This window comes from Lujinxingia vulgaris (assembly GCF_007997015.1).
Taxonomy (GTDB): Bacteria; Myxococcota_A; Bradymonadia; order Bradymonadales; family Bradymonadaceae; genus Lujinxingia; species Lujinxingia vulgaris.
Window position 1 is genome coordinate 62,681 of the sequence record NZ_VOSM01000010.1, and the last position, 23,353, is coordinate 86,033.

The window sequence follows — 23,353 nt, forward strand, 5'->3', positions numbered from 1 at the left end:
CCCGGACAGACACCAACAAAAACTACTCGGGTGTCGCGCCCTCAAAGACGCCCGTCTCCAGAAAACTCAACACCAGCGCGTGCACCTGCCCGTCGGCCATGATGAAGGTGTGGGCGGAGGGCACGACGATGTGGGCGTCGGTGCCTTTCATGCGGGTCTCGTCGATGCTGACCTTGCCGTCGTATCTGCCGGCGATGATGCCGACCGCGCGCTCGCGGATTGGCGGCAACGAGGCGGCCGCGCCGCTCGGGTCGGTGACGAGATCGTCGAGGGGGGCGAGCATCCAGCTAAAATAGGGGGCCCAGCGGTCGGCTTTGGTGGAGCCCTGGTTGGGCGGGGCGAGCATGACGACGCGGCCGGGTTCGGGGGGAGGGGTGTGGGTGAGGAGCTGGCGGATGACGAGGTTTCCAAAGCTGTGGCCGACAAAATGAATTTTTGTGGGGCGCGGGCCCTCGATGCGCTCAAGCTCGCTGGCGAGCTGCTGGCCGATCGTCTCCAGGCGGCAGCAGAAGCTCGAGTAGCCCCAGCTCAACACCTCGTAGCCGGCCTCTTCCAGCGCGTGGCTCAGCGGGATCATGGAGGCTTCGGTGCGGCCGAGGCCGTGCACAATGACCACGAGCTCTTTGCCCTGGAGGGGGTCGAGATCTTCGGCGTCGTGCTGCCAGCTGAAGCAGCTGGTGAGGCCCGCGGCCGCGATCAGCATAAGCGCGAGGACGCTGACGAGGGCGGCGGAGCGCGGCGTCGGTGAGGTTTCGGGGGGCATCATTCGCCTCGCTCCCAGCTCACCACCGAGTGCAGGCCGTGGTGGTCGCCTTCGCCCTCAAAGCCCAGGTGCAGTTTTAGCGAGTGCAACGCTTGCACCGCCCGGGTCAGCGAGGAGGGCTGGACCGGCAGCGGCGGAATGGCGTAGGCGTGGCCGGGGCCGTAGAGGGTGTGCGTGACGCGGCCCGCGTCGTCGAGCGCGTAGTCGCCATCGTGCAGGTCCTGAGGCTCGTAGCCCAGGTAGCGCAGCGCGATGTCGCGGCGCGCGGGGTCGGCTTCGGGCAGCTCGCCGAGGCCCTGGCCGAGCAGGTACCAGGAGCGCGAGGCCATCCTGTCGCTCTCCATGGCCCGGGTCTCCAGGAGGCCGAGCAGCGTGCGCTCAAGCCAGCTTGTGCCGGGGGCCGGGTCGTAGGTGAACATCGTCTGCATCAGGAGTTCGTCGGCGTTTTCTGGCGAGGCCTGGGAGAAGTTTCCGTCCAGTCCGGCGTCGATCAGCGCTTCGAGCGTCGGCATGTTGAAGCTCATCAGGAACACGCCGCCGGCCACGGTGTAATGCAGCTTCAGGTCGTTGAGACCGACCGGCCCCGCGGCCTCGGCGGTGCGGATCGTGGTGATGGGGGTTTCGCGGTAGGGCTCGGCCTGCTCCCAGCGCAAGAGCCCCGGGGCGGTGGATTCCACAAAGGCGCGCAGCGCACTGAGGGTGGCGGCAAGCACCGCGGGGTTGGCGACGTGCGCGCCGAGGTAGAGGGGGAGGGTGGGTAGGATCTCCAGGAGTTCTTCGTTTGGGGAGCGGGTGGAGCCGAAGTGGCGGTTGTCGGCGCTCTGGATGAGGCGCTGAAGGGTGGCCAGGTCCCAGATGCCGCTGCGGTCGTAGGCGCCGAGCATGACCCAATCGCCCAGCCAGTCGAGGCCCAGGTCGCTGTTGCCCGTCATCTGAAGGGCGGCGCGGTTCAAGTCGCGGCGCAGCGAGGCGTCGTCGCCCACGGCCAGGGTCCATTGCAGGGCGCCGTCGAGGCCGGGGGCGCTCACGGCGCGCTGGCCGACGAGCTCGGCCAGACGCTCGTACTCGCTGTTGTTGACCAGGGGCAGCATGCGGGCGTCGACGCCGATGTGGCCCTGCGCTTGATCGAAGGTCAGGCGCGCGGCGATGGGGTCGATCAGCGTCTGCCAGTTCGACAGATACCCCTGGCGGAAGGCCTCGTAGACCTCTTGCTCGTCGGGGGTGACCCGGTCGATCGAGAGCTCGAGGATCGGGGTCATGCTGGCGAGGTTGCCCCAGGCCGAAGAAGCTCCCACGGCCGGTGTATAGCTGATGGGCTGACCATCGGCATGCGCGAGCTCGGTCTCCCGCAGAAGCCCGCTCGCGACGAGCTCGGCGCCGTCGGCTGGCGAGCGGCCCTCCAGCCAGCCGAAGAGGAGCGCGGCGTTGTTCACCGCCGCGAGGTCGGCGCGGGCCTGCATGCGCCGTCCCAAAAGAATGCGCACCCGCGGGCTGACCGTATGTTCTACAAAGCGATCGCCGATGAAGACAAAAGCGTCTTCGGCCGCTTTATCGAAGGGGTAGAGCGCGCGCATGTAGCGAAAATCGCCGCTCTCGGAGAGGGGGGCGCGCTGGCCTTCCGCCACATCAATAAAGCGCTGCAACGCGTCCATCGAGGTCGACAGAATCAGCACGTCGCCGAGCTCCAGGCGATGCTGGCGCACCGCACCGTCGGGCGTCGAAAGCACCCGCACGCTATGCTCGCCGGCCTCGACAACGCGCTCACTCAACGTGGGGTGGGTCTTGCGCAGCGCGGCCTCGTAGCGCGTGAGCGCCTGATTTAAAAGATCGCGGTCGCGCACATGGAAGAGGAGCGAGAGATCGCCGCCCTCGCGCAGGAATGGGTCAGTGGTGGCCACGGCCACCCCGTGGGCGGCCAGATGGCCCAGATGCTCCGAGAGGCCGCTGCGCTCAATGCCCAGCATCGTCTCGTAGCGCTGCATCAGGTGGCGGCTTCCGGCCTTGTTTTCCAGGGCCTGGATGATGGGCGCGATCCAGGTCTCAACTTCGCCCGCCAGGCGCACAAAGGCGCGCAGATCGTGGACGTGGACGTAGGCCATGTCGTCGGGCACGGAGCTGGCGAGCGGCTCGATGGTCGGCTGCTGGCCGAGCTCGGCGATCATCTCCTGCCAGGGATGCTCCGCCAGCCCCACGCCCTCGATCGTCTCCAGATCGATCGTTTGCTCGCTGGCGGGCGCGGCGCGCGAGAAAAAGGCGCGGTCGATCTGCAGGGTCTCTTCCACCGAGCGCAGGCCGCTGTAGGTGGCCATCGTCTCGTGGAGAATATGCTGGCGGGTGGTGCGTTGCGGAATGGCCATCGGCCCGTTTTCAGCGGCGTTTTGCTGCTCCAGCGCATCGAGGCGATGGCGCGCGAAGGTGAAAAAGTTCGGCTCGCCAGTGAGCCCGAAGCTCAGCTTCCTGAAGTAGGCGCTGAGGCTCTCGTTGAAGGTCTGCGCGAGCTCCGGCGCGTCGGTGGGCGCTTCCGGGATCGCGATGATCACCGGCTGCTGCACGTCGACCAGCTCGGAGACCGACTCGCCATAGGCCCAGAAAAAGAGGTCGACCTGCACCTTCTCCGGCAGCTCCTCACCTACCATCCGCACCACCACCCGCGCCGGATCACACGCGATCACAGCTCGCCCGTGCCGCGCACCGACCACCTGGAGCGCATCGACCTCGCAGCGGGGGGTGGCCTCATGACCAAAACGCTTGAGCTGCGCGCTGAGCACCGGGTCCGGCGCGCCAAAGGCCTCGGGCAAGACCGCCGAGAGGTAGACGTGCTCGCCAGCGGCAAAGACCTCGGTGGCCTCAAGGACGTAGGGCTCGCGAAGCTCCGCTTTTCGCTGGCCGCTCTCGTGAGGAAAGCGCGGCCCGGGGTCGGGGCGGCGCTCGGCCTGCGACGTTTCGGTCACCTCGGATTCGGGCTCGTTTTGATCGGGCGCTTCGGTGGGTTTGGAGCTGCTGCACGAGGCGATGAAGAGGATGGCGAGGAGGGAGGTGGCGATACGGCATACAGACATAAAGAGGCCCGGAGCAGGTCATCGTTGAAGTCAGGGCCTTATAGAGGAGTTGGGTCGGAGCGCCAAATGTTCGGCGCCGACCGCCCCGGGACGCCGCTGGCTGCGTCGCTTCGGATTCGCGGTAGCGTTGCTACAACCTTCATCCTTGCTCCTTGCCAGATGCCGACCGCCCCGGGACGCCGCTGGCTGCGTCGCTTCGGATTCGCGGTAGCGTTGCTACAACCTTCATCCTTGCTCCTTGCCAGATGCCGACCGCCCCGGGACGCCGCTGGCTGCGTCGCTTCGGATTCGCGGTAGCGTTGCTACAACCTTCATCCTTGCTCCTTGCCAGATGCCGACCGCCCCGGGACGCCGCTGGCTGCGTCGCTTCGGATTCGCGGTAGCGTTGCTACAGCTTCATCCTTGCTCCTTGCCAGGCGACGCCCTGGATGCGGTCGGGTTGGGGGGCGTTTTATTAAGATCGCCGCACCCTCGGCCTGAATGAAACATGTAAGGGAGGCGCTTTCGCGAATTGATGCGAGTTTCCATGTTTGTTACGACATGTCACGCAACCCTTACCCCTTGTTTTCATCGGAGGGTGCCATGCTACCCCCCTACCACATCATCGCGCTTTGCTCTGGCAACACTGGCGGCACTTTTGCTCTTCACGGGAGCATGTTCTGGCACCGACGGCCTCGACGGCGAAGCCGGCCTCGACGGTCAGGACGGCTCGTTCTGCTCGGTGTTCGACAACGAGGACGGGACCTACACGATGAGCTGCGAGGATGGCACGGAGGTGACCTTCTCCGATGGTCAGGATGCACCGATCGTCAACGAGTTTGCGTTTCCCCGGCCCGGCGACACCCGTTATTTGATTCAGGGCACGACCTTCTGGATCGACGGGGAGTACGTGGAGGGCACCCGTGAGCTGGCGTACGGCAGCACCTTGCAGGGCGTTGCCCTGGAGGTCGATCTCGCAAACAGCCTGGACAGTTGCGGGCAGGCCGATGTCGGGGTCTTCGTCAACGGAGCTCTCTATGAAACCATCACGGTTTCCCAGGGCACCGAGGCCATCCAGGTGGAGATTCTCGACGCGATCCCCATCGCAAGCCTGGAGGTGACCGTGCGCCTGGAGCTCCTCACGACCGTTCAAAGTGGGTGCGCCGCGTTTGATATGCTCGATGGCGGAACCCTGGAGATCACCAGCATCTAAGGCGCTTCTACCCCTCAACGCGCATGCTCTGAGAAGGCGGCCAGACGATGGGTCTGGTCGCCTTTTTTGCGCGTTCCTGGCGAGTGATGGCCCTCTCTCGCTCGGACCACCCTCATCCTCCGTCGGTGCTTGAGGAAGAGCGTCGCGCCCCGCTCATCGACTACGCCCGCCGCGGCGCCCATATCTGGTCACCCAGGGCCGAGCTTGTTACCAAAACCTCCATGGCCGAGGCCCGCGAGGCCGGGCTGCAGGTGCATCCCTGGACGGTCAACGAGCCTTTGGAGATGCAACGTCTGATCGATCTGGGGGTCGACGGCATCATCAGCGATCGCCCGGATCTGCTCGTGGCGCGGCGTAAATAAAGGGGGATGTCCGTCTCTCGGTCGGACCTGTGATCCGAGATCGAGGCTGCGGCTACTCAAGCTCGCGTTCGTGCAGGTCGAGCTCAAACGGGGTCTGCTCACCACCGATAAGCCAGCCCTCGTCGTCGGCGCGTTGGAAGGCCTCTCGGTACTCCGGGCGTATGTCGACCATGAGGCCCAGGGTGATGAAGTCGGTCAGCCCCGGTCCGGCCAGGCGCGCGATGGCGAGGCGCAGGGCGACCTGCCCGCGCGCTGGATCAAAGTAGGCGAAGCCGTAAGGAACCTGCTGTGGGTTGAGCGCGATAAACTCGCTGCCGCGGAGTCTTTCGTTAAAAAGGGTGAGAAGTTCGACCAGGGACGCTTCGGCTTCAAAGTCGGCAACCCACTTACGCGCTTCGTCGAGCTCGGAGCGGCTGATGTGGCCCTCAGCGAGGCGGCGCTCGGCGATCTGCAAAAAGGAGGCGATCTGGTCGCTGACCCAGACGTCGTCTTTGAAGGCTTCGACGAGCGAGGCTTCCTCGACGAGCCGGGTCAAGGAGGCCGGCTCTCCGTGGTGCAGGTCGAGGGTTCGCCACGAGTTCTGAACCAGCTCGTACTCGTTGTCGGTGAACTCCGAGTACTCATGCAGGGTGACGACGGGGCCGACCCACGACTCCAGCGAGGTGGTGCGCCACCCGGAGGACGACTCGCCGCTGCAGTACTCCGCGGAGCGGTCGATCACGACCTGATCTCCGGCGCTCAGGCGCTGTGCCTGGGCCTCAAGAACAAACCCTTCTCGGCGCCACCGGGTCGGGGGAATGAGCTCGCGTTGCAGCGCCAGATACTCCTCGCAGGGGACCACATAGGTCGCCTCGTGGTCCGGTTCTATGACGACCGCGACGATGTACCTGCGGCGCTCGGTCGAGGGCAGATCGGGGTGTACCTGGCGAGGAGAGAATGTGGGAAAGGCTTCAAGCTCGGCCTCTCCGGTTTTGACACGCGCCAGACCCTCGCGCAGAGGAGCCAGGGAGGCCCTGGCGAGCGCATCGGATAACGCGACACGGGCCTGCTTGACCGCGAGGTTGCTCGCTGAGAAGCAGATTCGTCCCCGCTTATCGCTCGTCAGGTCTTCGAGGGCGGCGCTCAGCGAGCAGCGCCCCTGCTCCCGGCATCCGGCCGAGTTCAGGCAATGCGCTTCGGTCGCGGCCTCGCACCCAAACGCGTCGCTGTAGGCGCATTGCCCATCCACCCGGCAGCGCTCGCTTCGGGCGCAGTCCTCCTCGGAGGCGATGACGCAGCCGGTACCTGAGGGGCTAAGCGAGCAGCGCCCGCTCTCGATGCAGCCCCCGCTCTCCCGGCAATGCTCCACCCGGGTCGCCGCGCATTGCCCCTCGTCGTCGACGCCGCAGCGGCCGCTGTACGTGCAACCCACAGTCTGCGCGCAGCCCGACGCCGCAGCCTCGCATAAGGCCGGACTCTCGCAGACCAACTCCAGCTGCCCGAGGGAGCGGGTGACCTTCACGGCCATCTGCAACTCCTCCAGCCAGCGCTCGCCAGCGGGATTTGCCGGCTGACAGAGGCCGTTGCGCGCGCACAGCTCCGAGCTTTCGCAGCATCTGTCGAGTTGAGTCTGCACGAGGGCGGAGGTCGTTAAGTAGTCCCGCAACGAGGCGCAGGAGCAGCCCTGCACCCCGTGCTCCCCCGCGCAGGATTGGCGCAGCGCCTCGGCGGCCGGGTCGCTCCCTCCGGCCTGCAGGAACATCTCCTCCGCCACCGAGATCAGCATCGGCTCATCGCAACGCTCGGAGCTCCCGGGTTGCGGCTCGCCAGAGGAGGGCGCGCTCGTCGTGGAGGGCGTACTCCCAGCGAACGAGGCCTCGGAAGCTGGCTTATCCGGCGATGACGACCGACACCCCAGACTTTGAGTGAGAAGCAACGCCACGACGCTCATCGACGCGGCAAACGGAGTGAACGGAGTGAATAAACGTCGACATCCCATCGAGGGCATCCTTGAAATCGATCAACATGTCATTGTGCCGTGGTGGCTCAATCTTGCCTGAGGAGGTGTAAGCATAGGCGGTCTTGGCGTTCATCGCGATGCGGGATTTCCTTAGAGACAAAGAGGGATGTCTGACCCTCGGTCGGTTTTAAGGGGGCCGCGTTTTGTGGTTGGGGGGTTGGGTGGTTGGGTGGTTGAGGGACGCCGGTGGTTCGCGATGTTGGGAGTTGCTGTGGGCGGTAGGGGGGGCGCGTTTTGTGGTTAGGTGGTCAGGTGGTTGGGTGGTTGTGGGACGCCGGTGGTTCGCGATGTGGGTCGATTCGTAATGGGGGGTAGGGGTTCGCGTTTTGTGGTTGGGGGGTTGGGTGGTTGGGTGGTTGGGTTGGGTGGTTGAGGGACGCCGCTGGTTGCGTCGCTGTGTTGTCGCCCTGGATGCGCTCGGGGTGATGTCTGACCCTGGGTCGGCGAGTTGAGGAAGGTGAGGTGGCTGTGCGCACCTTTCTCCTGCGGCGCGACGTGACCCTTCTGCACCCGGAGACGAGCATGGCTGGCGAATACGACATCGACTTTCGAGCGCATCCGGAGGCCTACCGTTACTCTCCCGATGAGAAGGGCGTCTTTAAGGTGGAGCCTTATAAAAGCGAGCTTTTGCCCCTGTGGCGCTACCGCGACGAGGCGGCGGCGCGGGCCTCGGTGGAGGCGATTGAGGCGCGCTACAGGGCGTATCGGGAGGCCGGGGATTTTGTAGGGATGGATATGGCGCGCAAGTATTTGCAGATGGGGTTTACCCGGGCGATGCGCTACGCCAAATATCCCGGTGGCCGCAAATACGATGAGAATGGACAGGTCAGGGAGGCGCAGACCTGGGCCGACGCCGAGAAGCGACTCGCCGCGGTGGTGTTTCGGGAGGCCTGGGAGCGGGTGCGTGAGGATGCGGCGTATCGGGAGGGGGTTGAGGCGCATAAAGGCGGTTGAGGCGCATAAACACAGGCCGATGTTCGACCCCCGGTCGGACTCAGGATGCCTCCTTCTCCACCGCGTCGGGGGGGAGCAAGAGGTCTTCGAGGAAGAAGGCGGCGAGTTCGTTTCGGCCGGAGAGGTCGCCCTTTTTGTAGACGGCGCGGGCCTGCTGGCGGGTGGTGGCGTCGCTGGTCTGGCGCAGCGCGGCGATCTCTTTATGGGAGAGGCCTTTGAGCAGGAGCATCGCGACTTCTTTTTCGGCCTCGGTGAGCTCCCAGCGGTCGAATTGCCGGTCGATGGCCACGCTTAAGCCCTGCATCAGCTCGCGGGCCTCGCGTTGCCATTGCAGGGCGCGGGCGCGGGTCTGGGAGAGCTCCTCGTTGAGGGCGCGGGCTTCATGGGTGCGGGCGCGCAGCTTGACGCGCAGGGCGTCGGCGTTGGTTTGAAGCGCGCGATTGCGCGCGGTGGTCTGCTGCAGGGCGCGCATCATGCTGAAACTTCCAAAAAGGCCCCCGAGCACCAGCAGCCCTTCGATGGCCAGGTGAACCGGGCCGGCGTCCTGGGAAAGATCGGCGATGAGATCGAGGCCGGCCAGGGTGGAGACGAGCAAAAAGATCGCCAGAAAGAGGACCAGGCGGCCGCGCTCCTGTCTCTCATTTGTGGTGTGTTCGGGGGCTAAGGTGTTGATATTCATGGCGTATCACATCTGTGGGATGGAGTTTGTCGGCGAGGGTCGCCATCGTGGCCACACTAAGCCCCGGCCGGTGTCGGTCGAGAGCAGTCTGATCTCAAGCGCAAGGAGCATCCCGATGGAACTTTCCCTTCTTCATCCCAAGGTGGTTCATTTTCCGATGGCCCTGGCCATCCTGATGCCCCTGCTGACGGCGGGGCTTTTGCTGGCGTGGTGGCGGGGGTGGTTGCCGCGGCGCAGCTTCGTCATCGCGCTGCTCTTTCAGCTGGTGCTGGGCGTGACGAGCTTTGCGGCCCTGCAGACTGGCGAGGTCGACGAGGAGGTCGCCGAGCGGGTGGTGCCTCATGAGGCCATTGAGGAGCATGAGGAGGCCGCCGAGCAGTTTTTCTGGGCGGTGGTGATCGTGCTGGGGGTCTTTGTGGCTTCGGGCGCGATTCGCAAAGAGTCGATCGCGAAGGGCACAGCAGTGGCGGCGCTGGTGGGCACGGTGGTGGTCGCCGGGCTGGGCTACCGGGTCGGGGAGGCGGGCGGCGATCTGGTGTATGAACATGGGGCTGCGGAGGCGTTTCAGCCGGGTGCCCGAGCGCCCCAGGACGCCGCTGACGGCGTCGACAGGGATTCGCAGTAGCGCTGCTACAAGCATCGTCCCTGCCTCCTTGTCAGGCGCCGAGCGCCCCAGGACGAAGCCAGCATCGTCGCTGCGTCGTCGCGGTAGCGCTGCTACACGCTCCTCCTGGCTCCTTGCTGGACTTCGCCCTGGATGCGCTCGGGTTGGGGGGCGTGCGGAGAATGCAAAATCGTGGGAGGGACGCCGGAGGTTCGCGATGTGGGTCGATTTGTAATGGGCGGTTGGGGTTCGCGGTTTGTGGTTGGTCTGGTGGTGGGGTGGTTGTGGGGCGCCGGAGGTTCGCAATGTGGGGAGGTTCGTGAGGGCGTTAGGGGGAGTGCATAAAAAAGCCCGCCACCTGGGTGCAGGTGACGGGCTTTTTTATGCGTGGGCGTTGGCCAGAAAACTCTAGCGCAAGATCACCTGCGAGGCGCCCATCTCCAGGCGCACGCCCTGGCCGGTGGCCACGTTTCCAGCGGCGTTGGCCGGCGCGGTGCAGTGCACCAGGCGGTAGCCATCACCGGTGGCTTCGCCGCCTGCGGCGCACCACTGCGACGCCCTCTCAGGCAGCACCTCGGGCGCTTCGGTTGTGTCGTCGCCGGCGTCGGTCTCCACCGGCTCTTCGACCTCGGAGTTGGTGTCGTCGACGTTGCAGCCGACCACGACAAAGAGCATGGCGAGCAGAAGGCCGAGGAGGCGATGGTGATGTGAAAAGCTCATGATCGTCTCCAGGGGATCAGTCGTAGAAGGTCACGATGCACTCCAGGGAGGAGGCGTCGCTGAGCGGGCAGGAGCTGTCGTTGTTGTTGAGAACATGCATCTCGCGGGTGCTGTCGCCCTGGTTAGCGCCGGCCACGTACTCGCCATCGGTGAGGTAGCAGCAGCCGCTGAGGTTGATGACGTGGTTAGTGCTGCTGTTTCCGGAGATGGCGTTGGCGTCGCGGCTGTCGCGCCAGCGGCCGGTAGCCTGGTCGTAGGAGAACATAAAGGGGCCGCGTGACAAGAGCTCGACATTCTCATTGCGCCAGTAACGCATGGCGATGGTGTAGGTGCAGCCGTCGTTGCACATCGCGTCGAGGCGATCGCTGGGAATGGCTACGGTCTCGCGGCGGCGCTTGTTGCGAATGACCATGCGTGTGGTGTTGCGCTCGCGGAAGCCCGTGCTGACGCTGTTGTCGGTCTCTTTGACGATCTCAAATTCGCGCACGGTCAGGTCGCCCGCCATCGTGCCGCCGGAGAGCGCCAGGTAGTCGCTGGCGGCGTCGGCCTGACTCAAATAGGTCGAGTCCACCTGGGAGGCGGTCAGATAACCCGAGGCGTCGGTGCCGCCGAGCGAGGCCGCGTCGAGGTTGGAGGTGTCCACGCTAAACGTGTTGCCGTTGAGCGCCAGATGCGCGCCGGCCTGGTAGCTGACCGGGGCGGTGCAGGTCCAGGCGCTGCCATCAAAGAGGATCGTCTGCGAGGGGCTGCAGCTCAAATCACCAAGCGTCTGGCCCAGGGCGTCACGCACCTGAGTCATGGTCAGTCCGCCGCTCAAATCACCGCACTCCCAGCCCGTGCTCGACGCCACGGCCACCTGCCCCGGCGCACAGCTCACGGCGGCGGCGGTCTGGTCAAAGACGTCTTCGGAGAGGGATTCGCGGGTGATGGAGCCGGCCAGGACCTGGTCGGCCACCGCGGCGCGCGCCGCCACCGCGCTGTTCAGCGCAAAAGGCACCGAGTGCAGCTTAAAGCGCGGGCTGAGTTCCTCGCCGCCATCGATCGCCACGGCGATGTAGGCTTCGCCATCGGCGAAGATCGCCGCGTCGAGCGGGCTTCCCTGGTCGCCCAGCGCCACCGAGTAGAAGCCCGAGTCGTCGAGCTGCACCTCGACCTGATCTTGCCAGAGCACCTCACCGCCGCTCTCGGCGCTGTAGATGGTGAACTGCATGTCGATCAGGCCGATCATCGGCGCGCCATCATCCGTGAGCAGGCGCCCCTGCTGCATCAGCGTGGTGGGCGCCTGGGCGAAGGCGGGCGTGGCGAGCAGAGTGGTGGCGCCCATGGCAAGCGCCAGGCAAAAGAGCCGCAGGGAGGTTTTTAGAGGGGGTCGTTTCATCACGCTCTCCATCGTTGCCCCGGACTGGCGCAGCCCCGACACGATGACGGAGCTGTGCGACCCGCAGGACCACCGGAGGTCGCGAGTCATGGATGGGGCCGGTTGTATAAAGTTGCAAAGAGAGGATGAGCGCGGTGGGGCGTGTGTGTCAATCGTGGTGCCCGCAGGAGGCCCGAAAGCTCGGATGGCATGGGTGCCTGGTAAGAGCGCACTTCAACGCGGGCAGGGTCTAGCGTGTGCTGGATGTAGAGAGCCCGCCTGCGACACGATGCCCTCTTGTCTCGGTTCAACCCGACGACGATCGTGGAGGTCGTAACATCCACGCGTGCTCGGTGTCTGGCGGGGCGCGCCGCGTGTTTCCCCGCAGGCCAGATCAACCTTTCGGAGCTGCTGATGCGAACACCTCGCTGCGCCCCCGTGCTTGTCACTCTCACCGCCCTCGCCACGTTGAGCGCGGCCTGTTCTCCGGCCTTTTTTCTCAAGCCGACCGAGCCCTACGACGCTGAAGCGCTGGCCGAGGCGCCCGACTACGCCGAGCCCGACGCCTGGGTCGCCTTGCCGGGGCAGGATACCAACGCCAGCCTCTCGCCACCCGGCGCGGCCGAGCGCGCGGCGGAGGCGCCGGCGGACGTCTTCTTCATCTACCCGACCGTCTGGTTTGACCGGAAGCGCTGGAACGACCCGCTGGACGCCGCAAAGTCCCACGAGATGCTCAACGAGCTGATCCTCGCCGGGCAGGCCAGCGTCTTTAACGCGTGCTGCCGGGTCTTCGTGCCCCGCTACCGGCAGACGACGATCGGCGCCTACTTCAACGAGCCCGGGGAGTCCCGGCCCAGCTTCAACGTCGCCTACGAAGATATCGCGCGCGCCTTTGAGGTGTTCATTGAAGAGCATAATCAGGGGCGCCCTTTCATCGTGGCGGGTCACAGTCAGGGGAGCATGCACGCCATGCGCCTGCTGGAGACCATCGACGCCGACCCGGAGCTTCACGAGCGGATGATTGCGGCGTACATCCCGGGCTTCGCGCTGCCGCTCTCGCGCTATGAGAGCACCTATGAGCATCTTGAGCCCTGTCGCAGCCCCGAGCAGACCGGCTGCGTGCTCTCCTGGGACACCTACCGCGACGACCATGCGGGCGACGGCGCACAAGACTTGCTGCACTGGCGGGGCGATGAGCTGGTGCGCATCCCCGTCGACGAGCCGCGCCAGTGCACCAACCCGGTGAGCTGGCGCATGGATGAGCAGCCCTCCGCGCGCGCCGCTCACCTCGGTGCGGTGCAGCTGAACAATGAGGGGGAATCGCCCTCCTTTATCCGAATTCTGCGCTCGAAAGACCCCATGGGGATGAACGTGACCGGGCTAAAAGCGCCGCAGCCCGCGCTTTTGTCGGCCCGCTGCCAGGGCGGAGTGCTCTTTGTGCCGGACCTCGATGATCTGGAGTACGAGCTCTCGGAGACGACCTCGGGCAACTACCACCTGGGCGATATTGAACTCTTTTATATGGATATTCGTGCCAACGCGGGGGCGCGCACGCAGGCGTGGTTGAGCCAGCGTGCCTCGGTGTCGGAGCTTGAGAAGAGCGAGGAGACGATGGCGTCCGAAGAGGTTGTCGAGCCGCAGGTAGAGTGAGGAGAGCCAAAAAATGAGTACGCCGGGGCGGCGCTCGCCATGGCTCCGGCGCCTCATGAGCTCGGGCCAGGAGGTATGAGGCCGTGGTGTTTCGGAGGGTGCAGGTCCGGTGCGCTGGCGCCGCGCTCAGGCCGTCTCGGCCTGCGCGATCCGCTGCGGCAGACTCACCATAAAGGTCGTGCCCTCCCCCGGGGAGCTGTGCACGTCGATGGTGCCGCCCATCAGGTCGCAGAAGCGGCGTACGATCGTCAGGCCCAGCCCCGTGCCCCCGTGGCGGGAGATGGAGTGCTGGCCGGCCTGGTAGAAGGCCTCAAAGACGCGCGCCAGCGCCGCCTCGTCCATGCCGATGCCGGTGTCGCGGATCGCAAACTCCAGACGCCCCGCCTTCTCGTCCACCGCGACATCAAAAAACACATCGCCGCCTTCGGTGAACTTGGCCGCGTTGCTCAAAAGGTTGAGCAGAAGCTGGTGCAGGCGCAGCTCATCGTTAAAGAGGGTGAGCTCGGGGATGGGGCCGATGTGCAGGGTGTTGGCGTTGTCGTTGAGGAGCGGGGCGACCGCCCGCTCCAGCTCGCCGACCAACGCCGGTAATTTAAACTCGCCGGGGGCCAGGGTGACGTGGCCAGCCTCGATCTTGGAGATGTCGAGGATGTCACTCACCAGGCGCAGCAGGTGTTTGCCGGCGAGTTGAATGCGGGTGATGTCTTCGACGAGCTCCGGCTCCTCCTCGGCGCTGCGCTCCTCCAGGATCATCTCGCTGTAGCCAATGATGGCGTTGAGCGGGGTGCGCAGCTCGTGGCTCATGCTGGCCAGAAAGACGCTCTTGGCGCGGTTGGCGCTCATGGCCTCTTCGCTGGCGAGTTTGAGTTCGACGTTGAGCAGCTTGAGCTCTTCGCCGGCGATAACGCTCGCGGTGACGTCGCGGATGAGCAGGACCTGGTGGTCGGTGTGCTCGCTGAGCTCGGGGGCCTCCCCGGTGTTGGTGATCTCGAAGATCTGGCGGTGGCCCTCCGGAGTGCGCAGGTCGGCCAGGGCAGTCTTCAGGGTGCGGCCGGCCACGCGATGGTCCGGGGCGCTCTGCCAGTCGCAGGCCGCCCAGGCCTCGCGCCAGAAGCGGGCGATGGAGCCCCAGGGCTCGGCCATGGCGTAGAGGGTGGGGCTGGCACTTATCAATGAGGCGTCGGCGGAGATGATCGCAAGGCCAAGCTGCACCGCGCTTGTGGCGTGCTCCAGAAGCGAGGCGCTCTTCTCGGAGGCGCGGGCCACTTCGACCTCCAGGCTGGAGGTGCGCGCGGCTTCGAGCAGCATCGAGAGCGAGTTGGTCAGGCTCTGCAGGGTGCGGATGTCGGCCCGGGAGAAGACACCCTCACTGAGCGTGCTGTCCAGGTAGACGACCCCGCGCAGCTCGCCACGGGTGTGCATGGGCACGGCGATGGCGCTGCGAAGATGATCGAGGAAGGCCGGCTGATCCCAGCGCGCGCCCTCGCGGGTGGTGCTGACCAGCAGAGGGCGCTGGGTGGCGCAGACCTGGTCGATGATACCCCGGGCCCAGTTCTTAAGGGGGTCGGGGAGGTCGGCGCTGGCCGCGGCCTTTGGGGAGGAGCCCGATGGTCGGGCGGAGCGTGCGGCCTGGAGCTGCGGGCTCTCCTGGTCGATCTGGAAAAAGTAGCCACGCTCGGCCCCGAAGATGGCGATGAGCTCGTCGAGCACCTGGTGAAGTTTGGTGTCGGGGTTGCCGACCTCGCTCAAGATCTGGTGGATGCGCAACAGGGCGTCAAACTGCTGCTGCATGCGCGAGGTCATCGTATCGCTGCTGGTCAGCGATGAGGCCGTATGCAGCTCGGAGCCGTGGCGATCGGCCAGGCGAAGCTCGTCGGCGAAGTCGGCGCGGATGGCGCGTGCGCGCCCGCTCCAGCCCTGACTCTGGGCCAGGTGGAGGGCCTGATGCACGTAGCGCAGGAGCACATCGAGGGTCTCCGGCGCATCGCTCAGGCGGCGCTGATGGCGGGTGCGGGCCAGGGCGGCCTTGTGGCGCGCCACCTCAAAATGCACCAGGGGCATGTCGGCGCGATCGGCGTGGGCAAGCGCCTGGTTGTGCAGCGCCTCAACATCCTTCAACTCGCCGCTCAAGTCAGCGATACGCGCCTTAAAGAGGGCGACGTAGGCTTTGAACATCGAGGTGGTGGCCCCGGGTTCAAGCTCCGCCAGCGCCGCGCGTGCCTGGCCCAGATCGACCGGAGCGCCGCGGCGGCGGGTGCGCTCAGCGCGCTCGATCATGATCCAGGCTTTGCACACATAGAAGTAGCGCAGGTAGTAGCTGACGTTGGGAGTGGGCATCGGCAGCGACTCAAAGCCGCGGATGTGGCGGTCGGCCTCCTCGTCGAGCTGGCCACTCTCCAGGCAGTAGAGGAGCAGGCGCTGGTGAATCTCGGCGTGGTAGTAGAGCTTTTGCTGATTCTCGATGAAGTAGCGCTCGGCGTTGGCGGCGTAGCGCTCCAGGTTCTCGGTCTGACCGATGGCCAGCTCCGCGCTCATCGCCAGAGACTGAAGCGGCGTGAGCACAAACTGCCGCTCGGCGACCTCATCGCCCAGCCGGCTCTTGAGCTCACGCATGACGTCGCTCAGTACGGTGGTGGCGCGGCGGTGGTGGCCGCGCAGGATGTAGTTCTCGGCCAGGGTGAGCGTGCCGTTGCTCAGCTCCCAGCCCTCCAGCCACTGGCCCTGCTCCAGGAGCGTCTCGCGCAGCTTCGCGCAGGCCGCCAGGGGCTCATTGAGCATGTCGAGGCAGAAGGCGGTGAACCAGCCGACCATCGCGCGCACGCTGCGATCACCGGCCTGCTCGCAGGCCACTTCGGCGCGGGCGAGGTAGAGGTCGCTGAGCTTTTTCTGACCGAGGATGGCCGCGATGAAGGCCAGCATCGCCAGGGTTCGCGCCAGGTAGCGAGCGTCGCCCAGGCGCGTGGCGATGTCGTGCTGACGCAACGCCGACTGCAGCATCAGCTCGTCTTCAAACGTGAAGTAGGCCACGCGCGAGAGGTAGTCGTAGAGGTCTTTAAGCACGCGCAGGCGGCGCTCTTCGGCCGGGGTGAGCGGGCTGTCGAAGATGCGTCGGGCCAGGGAGAGGGTGCCGATAAGCTCGCTGCGGGCGAAGCGGCGCAGGCTGCTGGCCAGATCGGCGGGGTGGAGCGTGGGAAAGTGCTCGTCGATCTCAGCAAACGCGCCCCGAAGCTCCTCGGTGGCGCGGCGCAGCTCAAGGTTGGTGACGCTGACTGCGCTGAGCGCCCCGCGCAGGTGGGCGCGCTCAACGGGGTCATTGCTGTGCGTGATGGCGCGGCCCAGGTGGTGGCGCGAGAGCTCCAGCTGGCCGGTGCGCGCGGCGATATGCCCCAGGTCACGGTCAAGCTCCACGGCGATCGGCAACCCCCGCTGCTCGGCGATGCGGGCGGCCTGCGTGAGGAACGCCAGGGCACCGGCGTAATCAAAGCCGTGCTGCGCCAGGCGGCCGGCCTGGTGGTTCACCTCCACAGCGCGGTGTGGGTCGGTATGAGCCTGCCCCAGGGCATAGTGGCGGGCCAGGTCGAAGTCGCGGGCGCGGCTGCCGGTGTTGCGATCGAGGATGGTGGCCACGCGCTGGTGGCGGAGCGCGCGCTCCTCCGGGCTGAGCCGCTCCAGAAGGCTCTCGCGCAGCGATTCATGAACAAGCGCCAGGCCCGACTCACCCGTCTCACGCAAAAGCCCGGCGTACGTGGCCTGGGTGAGGGCCTCGTCGAGCGCCTGGTGGTCGATGTCGGCGCAGGCGGCCACATCTCCCGGGTCGACCAGCCCGCCAAAGAGCGCGATCCAGGCGAGCAAATCGCGGGTCTGCGCGCTGACATGATCGAGCTGAAAGTGCATCAGATCGCTTAGGTCTGAGGGCAGCGTGAGGGTCTCGGCCGCTTCCAGATCCAGGCTCCAGCGTCCCCAGGAGGGGCGCAGGATGGCGGCGTCGAGCATCGCCCGCAAAAAGGACTCGATGGCGTAGGCGTTGCCGTGGCTCAGCTCAATGACGCGCTCGATCAGGCGCGGGTCGACCTCCGAATCACCCAGGCGGGCGCGCACAAAGGCGTCGACCTCGCGGGGCTCCAGACGGTTGAGGGTCACGCGGGCGGCCAGGGTTCGGCGCATCGCCGAGGCGATGTGTCCGGCACGAAGCGCGGTGTCGCCGCGGCGGTCAAAGCCCAGCAGGAGCATCAAGGGGGCGTCGTGGCTGGAATGTTCAAGGCGTTCGAGCACGCGCATGGTGGCGTCGTCGACAAGGTGGGCGTTGTCGACGCTGACCAGAAGCGCGCCCAGGATTCGGGCGAACTCGGCCAGGGTTGCGGCGACCGCGTCGTAGACGACGTCGGAGCGGTCGGACTCGGTGGAGGGAGTGGGCTCGACGTTGGCTCGGAGCTCGGAGTGCTGGCGAGCGTCCACGTCTTCGTGAAGCAGGTTCGCCAGGCCGGGCAGCGCGCGGTGCAGGGCATCAACCTTGCCGCTGAGGCGGCGTTGCAGCGTCTCGCGAAGCCCGTCCGTATCGGAGATATCGGCGCTCAGGCGTGCGTAAAGTGGCTCTACCAGGCGCTGCAGCGCGGCGAAGGGGTGCGGCTCCTGAAGTTGAGCGCTCGTGCTCAGCGCGAGCGCGCCTTCGGCGCGCGCGCGCATCTCCAGCTCGCGCATCAGCCGCGTTTTGCCGCTTCCCGACGGCCCGTCGATCATCGCCAGGGCGGTGTGCCCACCCCGGGCGCGATCCCAGACCTCGAGCAGCTGCTGAAGCTCGGCGCGTCGCCCGATCAGCCGGCGATGCCCCGCTCGGGGCGTCGCCGCCTCAATCGTCCGTGTGCTCTGCTCGCCACGGTGTCGGTCGATATGCTCGACCAGCGCGCGCGCCGAGCCAAAGCGATCGTCGGGGTCTTTGGCCAGCAGTCGCCGGATCAGCGCGCTGAGCGTCTCACTGAGCTCGGCGCGCGTTTCTCGAACATCAGGAATGGGGGCGGTGGCGTGCTGGCGCAGCACCTCACGACGATCGCGGCCCTCGTAGGGCGGTCGACCCGTGGCGCAGAAATGCAGCACCGCCCCCAGCGCGTAGAGATCGGAGCGGGCGTCGACCAGGCGGTTGAGCATCCCTCCCTGCTCCGGCGCCATAAATCGCAGCGTGCCTTCGAGGCGCTGGGCATCATCCGCGCTGGCCTCGGCAGCAAGCCCGAAGTCGATCAGCCGCGCTCGGCCCGTGGCGTCGAGCAGAATATTGGCCGGGTGGATGTCGCGGTGCAGCAGCCCGTTCTCATGGACCTGCGCCAGCGCGTCGGCCACCTCGCGGGCCACCCGCCAGATCACCTCCTCCTCCAACACCGAGTCGGCCACCACCCGGGCGAGCGTCTCGCCATTGACGTGCTCCAGGATGATGTAGGGCGTCTTCTCGACCTGGCCCACCTCAAAGATGCGCGGCAGCGCCCGGTGGGTCAGAGCTCCCAGCAGACAACCTTCGCGCAAAAAACGGCGTCGGCGCTCCTCATCGAGCAGCTGCCCGGGCTCACGTGAGGTCTTCACCGCCACGGTCTCAACGCCGCGGCTGGCCAGATACACGATGCTCTCGGCGCCGCGGCCGATCTCTTTACGAACGCGAACGCCGGGAAATGACCCGGATACCGAGGTGCTGCTTTTTGTCATGATGCCTGCTACCGCTGCGTGGTCGATACGCCCCCCCCCACAGGTCCCGGGGCGCTCACCATCGAGAATCTTTCAACCTGCTTTACAAAGAGTAGCGCCGCCGGCCGCCCACCGCACTCCCATCGTCGGGGGATGCGAGCCGCTTGCCGGTGCCCACCCCGGTGGATCGTCGTCAGTCGCCCCGAGAACGCCTCATGGGCTGACCCACGATGCTCACAAAGACGCGTCGAACAAGGCCAATGGGCACCCGCCGGTCGGCGACATCGCCACCTGCAGGCCCCTCGCAGAGCCTGAGCCCCGGGTGGGGCCGGTTGTAGAAAGGAGCAAAGAGAGCGGAGGAGCGAGGTGAGGCGTGTGTGTCAATCGCGGCGGGGAGACGCTCCACTGGAGCCAAACGATGGCGGCCCAAAACAGGTCTGTCAGAACGCAGGGCGCGCACCCCGAGAAGTGCGCGAAGTCCGCATAAACAAAGGGCGATGTTCGACCCCGGGTCGGATCGTTTTCGGATCGTTTTCGGACCGTTTTCGGACCGTTTTCGTTTTAGGGGGGGCGGAAAAAGTCTGACTCGCCGCTTCACTCGCTCGCGGTGATCCCCTGGGCGAGCAGCGCGCCCTCGGCGTCGAGGTAGAGCGTGAGGCGCGCGTAACCTTCGCAACGCTCGGGTTCGGCGCACGACATCTTCGCGCTGAGCTGGGGGCTCACTACGATTTTGCGCGCGTAAGGGATGCCCTCGGGGGCGGCGCTCCCCTCGTCGGCCGGGCGCAGGGTGAGCGTGCCGCCCTCGGCCTGCGTCTGCACAGGGGTGCGACGCGTGAACTCAGATCCTCCCTCGCTCAAAAACTGGTCGGCGATCGACGCGAAGGTATCGGCTGAGGTGGGCGCGAAGTCGAAGTCGTAGATCGAGGAGGCAGGTGGGGCCCCGGTGTTCTCAAAAATCCTGAACCACTCCGCGACCAGGGCGCGATCGGCAGCGGTGGTGGGCTCGGCGGTTTGGCACGTTTCAAGCTCGGCGCGAAGCTCGCGCAGGTTGGTCTGCGCCGCCGTCGGCAGAGGCGCCGAAGATCGCTGCGCCTGCCAGGGTTGGGCGGCCAGGTAATCCTGCCAAGAGGCGTCATCCAGGGGTTGGCCGTGCCATGCCAGAATTGCGTTGATGGCATAGCCGTACTCCTCGCAGGCAAAGCCCGCCAGACGCTCCCGGGAGGTGAGCTGCGACTCCAGCCGGGCCTCTTCGGTGGGGCAGGTCAGCTCGCCGGCGCAGCTCTCGCAGTAGCGCGAGGCGATCTCCTGGCGCGGGTGGCAGGCCATCCAGAGCACCGGGTCGCAGGGGAGCGAGGCGTCGGCATCGCAACGCGACACGACCTCTGGCGAGGCATGGGCCTCGGCGTCGTCGGGCGACGGCGCGGCATGTTCGGGCTCGCCAGCTGGCGAGTCATCCGCAACGTCGGCCGCAGTCGAGCAGGCGGCGCTTGAGAAGGTGAGCGCTGCAACGAGCAGCAGGGGATGAATCTGGCAAGTGAACCGGAATTGAAGGCGCATCGGAGCTCCACAGCGATACGGGTTGGCGATGGGGGGAGCGTAGACGACGCATGGCGAGCGATATTCAGGCGAGTCGGGGTTGGGAAGGCGCGGTGACGCTCTTCGGCGCGTTCAACCTCCCAAGAACCATGCGTTGTCTGTGGGCTAAGCGAAGCCCCCGATCGTCTGAAAGCCGCATAAATAAAGGATGATGCGCGACCCAGGGTCAGACCATTCCAGGATGATGCGCGACCCAGGGTCAGACCATTCCGGCCCATCACCCATAAAAAAATGCCGGGGCAAAAACCCCGGCATCACGTTCACCGACCTTCAAAGCGCCGCGGTGCGACACCCCCCTTAGAGCGGCGTCGCACGGCCGCATTGACCTTATTTAGCTTTGGTCAGGCGCAGGTAGGGCAGCTTGATGTCGATCTCGCCAAAACGCTCGCGCGCCGCGTCATCATCCAGGCTCAGCCCCACGATCACGTCTTCGCCGGGCTTCCAGTCGGCGGGGGTGGCCAGGGGCTTGCCGTCGGTGGCCTGCACCGCGTCGAGCGCGCGCAGCACCTCAGCGAAGTTACGACCCACCGACATCGGGTAGGTCAGCATCAGGCGGATCTTCTTGTCGGGACCAATGATGAAGAGGGTGCGCACCGTCGCGCTGTCGGCCGCAGTGCGCCCGTCGGGCATATACGCCTCGGCCGGCAGCATGTCGTAGAGCTTGGCCACGTTGAGCGAGGTGTCGTCGATGATGGGGAAGTCCGCCGAGGTTCCGGCGAAGGCCTCAATGTCTTTGATCCACTTGTGGTGCTCCTCCACGCTGTCGACCGAGACGCCCATCACCTTCGTGTTGCGCTTCTTGAACTCCGGCACCAGGCGAGCGACTGCGCCAAACTCGGTGGTGCACACCGGGGTAAAGTCTTTGGGGTGCGAGAAGATGATGGCGTAACCATCGCCGATCCATTCGTGCAGCGAGAGCTTCCCTGCGGTGGAATCGGCTTCAAAGTCGGGAGCAATGTCGTTGATGCGAAGGCTCATGATCAGACCTCGTAAATGGAAGAAGTAGAGATGAATCGGGCAGCGTGTTGCCGCCCTCGATATAGACACCAGCTGCCCCCCGAGAAGGGGGAGCGGGCTTCATGACAGAGATGCCCCCTGCCCCCCAAAGGTTTCAAAGAACCCTAAAACCAACCCGCTCCCGCTCCCCAACCCCGGGTCGAATACGAACTCCACCCCGAGCCCGAGCCCGAGCACCAGCACCAGCACGAGCACCAGCACCAGCACCAGCACCAGCACCAGCACCAGCACGAGTACCAGCACCAGTACGAGCACCAGCACGAGCACGAGTACCAGCACCAGCACGAGCACCAGCACCAGTACGAGCACCAGTACGAGCACCAGCACGAGTACCAGTACGAGCACCAGCCCGAGTACCAGTACGAGCACCAGCCCGAGCCCGAGATCGAGCCCGAGATCGAGATCGAGCCCGAGCACCAGCCCGAGCACCAGCACCAGCCCAAACACCACCCCGAGCCCGCCACCCCCCCAAACAAAAAAAACGCCCGACGCCCCCCCCAACAGGGGAGCGCCGGACGCCCCGGCAACGCCATCTCAGGTTCTCAGCTCAGTCTCTTATCCCCGGCCTCACATCCCCGAGGTCGGCCGCCTTCCCTCCTCCTCGCCGCGGATGCGATCCCAGCCGTAGCGGATCGAGTCGCGAAAATCGTTCCAGGTGCCCTTGTTGCGCGTCTCCCATCCCTTGCGGGCGTGGGCCTCGACGTCGTCCCACTTGCGGTTGCGGTGGTTGCCGTGCTCGGCCAGCGCCATGCCGTAGCGGTAGCCCAGCTCGTACTCCTCTTTGCTGTGGCCGGACCCGGCGTAGTTCGTGGTGTAGTGGCGGTCGAAGTCGCCCTTGAACTGCGCATAGCGCCCGGTGTTGCCGCGCGCGCTCAGCTCCTCGATGTCGATCTCCTGGCTGCGCACGGTCTCGCGGATGGTCTCGGTATGCTCCTCGACCTCCTGGTTGATGACCACCTCCTCGGTGACGTGGGTCTCTTTGCTGACGACCGGCTCCTCGTGGCGCTCGGTGAACTCCACGCTCTCCTCTTCAAAGATGTGGTCGCCGGAGTCGACGGCGCGGTCGACCTTGCGGCGCTGCACATCGACCTTCTCCTCGCGCAGGTTGATGTTCTCCTCGACCGGGGTCTCTTTGACCCGGGTGGAGGCGCGCACCCCGCCGGTCTCCACCTCGCGCTTGCCGACCTTGAGCTCCTCTTCGGCGGCCTGCAGCTTTTTGCCCGAGGGGCCGGCGTTGGTGAGGCCAACCTCGGAGCCCGTGGCGGCCCCGGCCCCGACCCCGGAGGAGCTGCCCGCCGATGAGGAGGCCGACGAAGTGGCCCCGGCCTGGCTCTCTTCGAGCGTGGAACTCCGACCCGAGCCGTAACGATCGTCCACGTCGGAGAGGGCGTAGCGGTTCATGATCTGGCGGGCCCGCTCGATTTTACGGCTGTCATCGGAGTGCACGATGATCAGCGAGCAACCGTCACGTACCCCGGCGGCGTAGCGCTCGGCCTCCTCACGCTGGATGCCGATCTTTTGCAGTTTTTTGAGCGACTTTTTGGCCTCAGCCTGATCGCTGTCGGCGTCGCTAAAGAGCCCTTTAAAGAAGCCCTGATGATCCTCGTCGGCGTTTTTGATGAAGTCGATGTTCGAGCGGCTGATGTCGGCGTTTTTCAGCTCTTTGACCGTGCTCTTGGCCTGATCGACGTTTTCGTACAATGCGATGACGGACATGCTCATACCTACCTCGTC

Annotated in this window: 16 protein-coding genes; 5 read left to right on the top strand and 11 right to left on the bottom strand. The window is 65.8% G+C overall.

Translation table 11 applies throughout. The annotated features are described in order from the left end of the window. Positions 1-22: 22 nt before the first annotated feature. Positions 23-766 (bottom strand): esterase/lipase family protein, encoded by a 744-nt coding sequence (locus tag FRC98_RS16970; protein WP_146982625.1) that lies wholly within the window; start codon positions 764-766, stop codon positions 23-25. Then, positions 763-3,822 carry a hypothetical protein gene (locus FRC98_RS16975; RefSeq protein ID WP_146982626.1) on the bottom strand — a complete coding sequence of 1,020 codons (3,060 nt, stop codon included), beginning with the start codon at positions 3,820-3,822 and terminating at the stop codon, positions 763-765. The genes FRC98_RS16970 and FRC98_RS16975 overlap by 4 nt, the downstream gene beginning before the upstream one ends. Positions 3,823-4,459: 637 nt before the next feature. Here FRC98_RS16975 and FRC98_RS16980 point away from each other — a divergent pair. Beyond that, positions 4,460-5,014 (top strand): hypothetical protein, encoded by a 555-nt coding sequence (locus FRC98_RS16980; RefSeq protein ID WP_146982627.1) that lies wholly within the window; start codon positions 4,460-4,462, stop codon positions 5,012-5,014. Positions 5,015-5,061: 47 nt separating this feature from the next. Beyond that, the gene (locus FRC98_RS16985) at positions 5,062-5,376 is read left to right on the top strand and encodes a glycerophosphodiester phosphodiesterase (protein WP_146982628.1); all 315 of its coding nucleotides are present in this window, start codon (positions 5,062-5,064) and stop codon (positions 5,374-5,376) included. Between the two features lie 52 nt (positions 5,377-5,428). On the opposite strand, the gene FRC98_RS16990 is transcribed toward FRC98_RS16985, so the two are convergent. Further along, positions 5,429-7,141 carry a hypothetical protein gene (locus tag FRC98_RS16990; protein WP_146982629.1) on the bottom strand — a complete coding sequence of 571 codons (1,713 nt, stop codon included), beginning with the start codon at positions 7,139-7,141 and terminating at the stop codon, positions 5,429-5,431. A gap of 756 nt (positions 7,142-7,897) precedes the next feature. Between FRC98_RS16990 and FRC98_RS16995 the strand changes: the two genes are divergently transcribed. Continuing rightward, positions 7,898-8,329, top strand: a complete 432-nt coding sequence (locus FRC98_RS16995) for a DUF4385 domain-containing protein (protein WP_146982708.1) — start codon at positions 7,898-7,900, stop codon at positions 8,327-8,329. A gap of 40 nt (positions 8,330-8,369) precedes the next feature. Here FRC98_RS16995 and FRC98_RS17000 read toward each other — a convergent pair whose 3' ends face one another. Beyond that, positions 8,370-9,008: a helix-turn-helix transcriptional regulator gene (locus FRC98_RS17000; protein ID WP_146982630.1), complete on the bottom strand. Its 639-nt coding sequence runs from the start codon at positions 9,006-9,008 to the stop codon at positions 8,370-8,372. A 115-nt stretch (positions 9,009-9,123) separates the two neighbouring features. On the opposite strand from FRC98_RS17000, the gene FRC98_RS17005 reads away from it, so the two are divergent. Then, positions 9,124-9,633, top strand: coding sequence for a DUF2231 domain-containing protein (locus FRC98_RS17005; RefSeq protein ID WP_146982631.1), 510 nt, complete (start codon positions 9,124-9,126; stop codon positions 9,631-9,633). A 387-nt stretch (positions 9,634-10,020) separates the two neighbouring features. On the opposite strand, the gene FRC98_RS17010 is transcribed toward FRC98_RS17005, so the two are convergent. Beyond that, positions 10,021-10,332 (bottom strand): hypothetical protein, encoded by a 312-nt coding sequence (locus tag FRC98_RS17010; RefSeq protein ID WP_146982632.1) that lies wholly within the window; start codon positions 10,330-10,332, stop codon positions 10,021-10,023. 16 nt (positions 10,333-10,348) lie between these two features. Continuing rightward, positions 10,349-11,710 carry a DUF8740 domain-containing protein gene (locus tag FRC98_RS17015; protein WP_146982633.1) on the bottom strand — a complete coding sequence of 454 codons (1,362 nt, stop codon included), beginning with the start codon at positions 11,708-11,710 and terminating at the stop codon, positions 10,349-10,351. 393 nt (positions 11,711-12,103) lie between these two features. Between FRC98_RS17015 and FRC98_RS17020 the strand changes: the two genes are divergently transcribed. Beyond that, a complete protein-coding gene (locus FRC98_RS17020; RefSeq protein ID WP_146982634.1) occupies positions 12,104-13,339 on the top strand; it encodes a DUF3089 domain-containing protein in 1,236 nt (411 codons plus the stop codon). Positions 13,340-13,465: 126 nt separating this feature from the next. Here FRC98_RS17020 and FRC98_RS17025 read toward each other — a convergent pair whose 3' ends face one another. The 5 genes from FRC98_RS17025 to FRC98_RS17045 all read right to left on the bottom strand — a co-directional run bounded on the left by FRC98_RS17025 (position 13,466) and on the right by FRC98_RS17045 (position 23,341). Next, complete coding sequence (locus tag FRC98_RS17025) at positions 13,466-19,027, bottom strand: protein kinase domain-containing protein (protein WP_146982635.1); 5,562 nt, start codon at positions 19,025-19,027, stop codon at positions 13,466-13,468. 573 nt (positions 19,028-19,600) lie between these two features. Continuing rightward, the gene (locus FRC98_RS17030; RefSeq protein WP_146982636.1) at positions 19,601-20,563 is read right to left on the bottom strand and encodes a hypothetical protein; all 963 of its coding nucleotides are present in this window, start codon (positions 20,561-20,563) and stop codon (positions 19,601-19,603) included. Between the two features lie 366 nt (positions 20,564-20,929). After that, positions 20,930-21,580: a peroxiredoxin gene (locus tag FRC98_RS17035; protein WP_146982637.1), complete on the bottom strand. Its 651-nt coding sequence runs from the start codon at positions 21,578-21,580 to the stop codon at positions 20,930-20,932. A gap of 99 nt (positions 21,581-21,679) precedes the next feature. Further along, positions 21,680-22,069, bottom strand: a complete 390-nt coding sequence (locus FRC98_RS21670) for a hypothetical protein (protein WP_230467717.1) — start codon at positions 22,067-22,069, stop codon at positions 21,680-21,682. A gap of 117 nt (positions 22,070-22,186) precedes the next feature. After that, entirely contained in the window at positions 22,187-23,341 is a 1,155-nt protein-coding gene (locus FRC98_RS17045; RefSeq protein ID WP_146982638.1) for a YsnF/AvaK domain-containing protein, read from the bottom strand. Positions 23,342-23,353: the final 12 nt, after the last annotated feature.